3 protein-coding genes are annotated in these 3,044 nt (G+C 71.1%); 2 read left to right on the top strand and 1 reads right to left on the bottom strand.

All coding sequences use genetic code 11. The features are described from left to right. Positions 1–1,179, bottom strand: coding sequence for an IS21 family transposase (istA, locus tag ACTQV3_RS09125; RefSeq protein WP_441536304.1), 1,179 nt, complete (start codon positions 1,177–1,179; stop codon positions 1–3). A gap of 189 nt (positions 1,180–1,368) precedes the next feature. Between istA and ACTQV3_RS09130 the strand changes: the two genes are divergently transcribed. Together ACTQV3_RS09130 and ACTQV3_RS09135 are read left to right on the top strand one after the other, a co-directional pair. Next, entirely contained in the window at positions 1,369–2,529 is a 1,161-nt protein-coding gene (locus ACTQV3_RS09130) for a Mu transposase domain-containing protein (RefSeq protein WP_441069438.1), read from the top strand. Positions 2,530–2,579: 50 nt separating this feature from the next. Next, complete coding sequence (locus ACTQV3_RS09135; protein ID WP_441550010.1) at positions 2,580–2,840, top strand: ATP-binding protein; 261 nt, start codon at positions 2,580–2,582, stop codon at positions 2,838–2,840. Positions 2,841–3,044: the final 204 nt, after the last annotated feature.

Here is a 3,044-nt window from a genome sequence, read left to right on the forward strand (position 1 = left end):
CTAGGCAGCGGGCGGGCCGGCCGCGACGGCGCCGGCCCGCCCGGAGGCGGTCAGCATGAGGGTGTCGAAATTCGACAGACGTATTTGTCGATTTTTACTTGACGGAACACACCGGTCGGCGAGGACCTCGACCGACCTGGCGCGCACGCCCACCACGAGCTCGCGGTCGTGCCAGGCGGGCCCGACGCAGTAGAGGTTGCCGTCCACGCGCACGTAGCCGCGCTTGTCGGCGCGCGCGTGCGTCCACCTGACCGCGTCGAAGGGCGCGCCCGGCAGGGCCAGCATCCCGGCGAGGTCCTCGCGGAGCGCCTCCGGCGTGGGCGCCCCGGCCCTGTTCCTCGCGCCGGCGTTGATCCGCTCGCAGCCGGCCCTGAGCCCCTCGTTGAGCTCGTCGACCGAGGCGGCCTCGGGCACGGGGACGAGCAGGTTCCGGCGGAGGAACCCCACGGCGTTCTCGACGGAGCCCTTCTCGTTGCCGGAGTGCGGGTTGCAGAAGCGGACCTCGCAGCGGTAGTGGGCCCTGAAGTGCGAGAACAGCTCGGACTCGGTGACGATGCCGCGGAGCATGCGCCCGGCCTCCGTGGCGTTGTCGAGCACGAGGACGCGCGGGGCCCGCCCGGCCCACTCGAAGACGAGGCGCAGGCCCCAGCAGAGGCACTCGGACCTCTCGAGCTCCATTGCCACGCAGAAGCGGGCGTTCGAGTGGGGCAGCGTCACGACGAGGAGCCTGAGGGTGCGCGGGACGCCCGCGACGACCGCGCGGAACGACCCGTAGTCGACCTGCGCGGTGCCGGGCTCCCAGGCGAGCTCGAGGTAGCCCTCGCGCGGGGAGCGCGAGTGCCCGCGCCTCCACTCGCCCACGTATCGGCACACGGTCGAGTAGGAGCCCGCGTAGCCGCGCTCCTCCACCAGCCTGTCGTAGATCCTCTTCGCCGTGTGGCGCTGCTTCCTGGGCGCGCCGAGGTCGGCCTCCAGGACGGAGTCCACCCACGCGGCGTCGGCGTCGATCGCGGGGTGCGGCCTCGCGCTCACGGGCGCGGCCGGCGACATGTCCTCCATGTCCGCGTACTTGCGGACGGTGTTGCGGCTCACATGGAGCTCGCGCGCTATCTGCGACCTGGACGCACCACCGGCGTCCAGTTCCCTGATAGCCTGTCTTGTGTCAAGGGGCACGGTCATCCTTCCTTCCTCTCCGGGCGGGCCTCGTCCGACTCATCATCAATCCCGCCCGGAGGAAACATAGCGGGGGCCGTGCCCCTTGCGCGGCCCGGGCACGGCCCCCATGCGAATACTGCTCAATTCCCGATGCGTACGGTGGTCAGGTCCCCGTGCGACATCCGCGCAGTTCCTATTGAAAATCAACAGGAGATGGCCAGGGAGCGCGACCGCAGGGACGCCGGGGGCTTCCTCGCGCCGGGCTGGCTGCCCGGCGAGGTCCAGGTCGACTTCGGGGAGGCGGACCTCGGGGTCCGCGGCGTGGTCACCAGGGGCAAGTACCTGACCGTCACCTTCCCGCACCCCGACGCGGGGCCCGCCCAGGTGTTCTGGGGCGAGACGTCCGAGTGCGTCTGCCAGGGGCTCCGCAACGTCTTCGGGTTCGCGGGCGGCGTGCCGAGGAGTGCCGTCTCCGACAACGCCACCGAGGTCGGCAGGCGCGTCGGGGGCGAGGTCAGGCTCTCGGAGCTCTTCCGGCGCTTCGCGGCGCACTACGGGCCCGGCCACGCCCTCGCCAACCCCTACTCGGGCAACGAGAAGGGCAACGTCGAGAACAAGGTCGGGTGCCACAGGAGGAACCTCTTCGTGCCCGTCCCGTCGTTCCACGACGTCGCCGCGTCCGACCGCAGGCTGCTCGGGGACTGCCTCGACCCCGGCGCGGGCAAGCGCCACTACAGGCTCGGCACGCCCGAGCTCGAGCTGTTCGGGGAGGACAAAGACGCGCTCTCGCCGCTGCCGCCTGCCGCGTTCTCGTGCGTGAGGTGGGAGACCAGGACGTGCAACAAGCAGGGCACCTTCACCGTAGGCGGCCCCCACCGCTACTCGGCCGGGCCCGCCTACGCGCGCCGCGAGGTCGCCGTCGCGCTGGGCGCCTTCGACGCCGCGGTCTGCGACCGCGAGACCGGCGAGGTGGTCGCCACCCACGGGCGCGAGTGGGGCGAGGCCCCGACCGACAGGTCGGACCCGACCCCGCAGCTGAGGCTCCTCTGCATGAGGCCCGCCGGATGGAGGGACCCGGGCGTCAGGGCGTCGCTCCCTGAAGAGCTCGTCGCCTTCCTCGACGGCGAGCCGGCGGACAGCCTGAAGGCCGACCCCGGGGTGCTGCGCGACGAGAGCGCGGAGCGCGGCTGGGAGGCCGCCGTGGAGGGCATGTCGCGCTCGCTCGCGGCGACCGGCGGCCTCGACCGCGCCACCGTCGCCCTCTCAGCCGCCAGGGCGGCAGCCGGGGACGAGCGCGTGGAGTACGACGAAAAGGTCGACCTGGACGTCTGCGACGGGGCGCCAGGGCGCTCTTCATATCGGGCGACACGATAGACGCCTTCCTCGCCTCCGCGACGCCAGGGCAGGTGGCGGCATGCACGGCGATGCTCGGGTCGGAGGCCGCCCACCGCGACGGGGCGAAGAGGGCGAGGTTGCTGATACTCGACGAGTTCGGCTACGTGCCCTTCGACGTGGACGGCGCAAGGCTCCTATGCCAGGTGATCTCCGAGAGCTACGAGAGGAGGAGCGTCATATTCACCACCAACGTCGAGTCCGGCAGGTGGGGCACGGTGTTCGCTGACGACAAGCTGGCTGCCGCGATCGTCGACCGCGTCGTGCACCACGGCAGGCTCGTCGAGTTCTGAGGCCCCAGCCACGGGCTTGAGGAGAGCCTGATGCTCGGGAAGTCGGGAAGGCAGGAAGGTCTGGCGGGTCCGTGACGAAACCCGAAAAAGTTCGAGGCTTCGGTAGTTTGTGTGACAAGGGGCTAGCCTAGGCAGCAACGCTCTTCGCTCCCTTCACGCCCTTCTTCCTCGCCTTCACCGGGCGACCCGGGAGCTGGGGCTGGC

Source organism: Collinsella sp. LCP19S3_A7, from assembly GCF_052121995.1.
In the GTDB taxonomy this organism is placed as follows: Bacteria; Actinomycetota; Coriobacteriia; order Coriobacteriales; family Coriobacteriaceae; genus Collinsella.

What these genes read in the sequence shown, in the direction of transcription:
- ACTQV3_RS09130 (WP_441069438.1), top strand. Translation starts at nt 1,369, where the DNA reads ATGGCCAGGGAGCGCGACCGCAGGGACGCCGGGGGCTTCCTCGCGCCG.
- istA (WP_441536304.1), bottom strand. Translation starts at nt 1,179, where the DNA reads ATGACCGTGCCCCTTGACACAAGACAGGCTATCAGGGAACTGGACGCC.
- ACTQV3_RS09135 (WP_441550010.1), top strand. Translation starts at nt 2,580, where the DNA reads ATGCTCGGGTCGGAGGCCGCCCACCGCGACGGGGCGAAGAGGGCGAGG.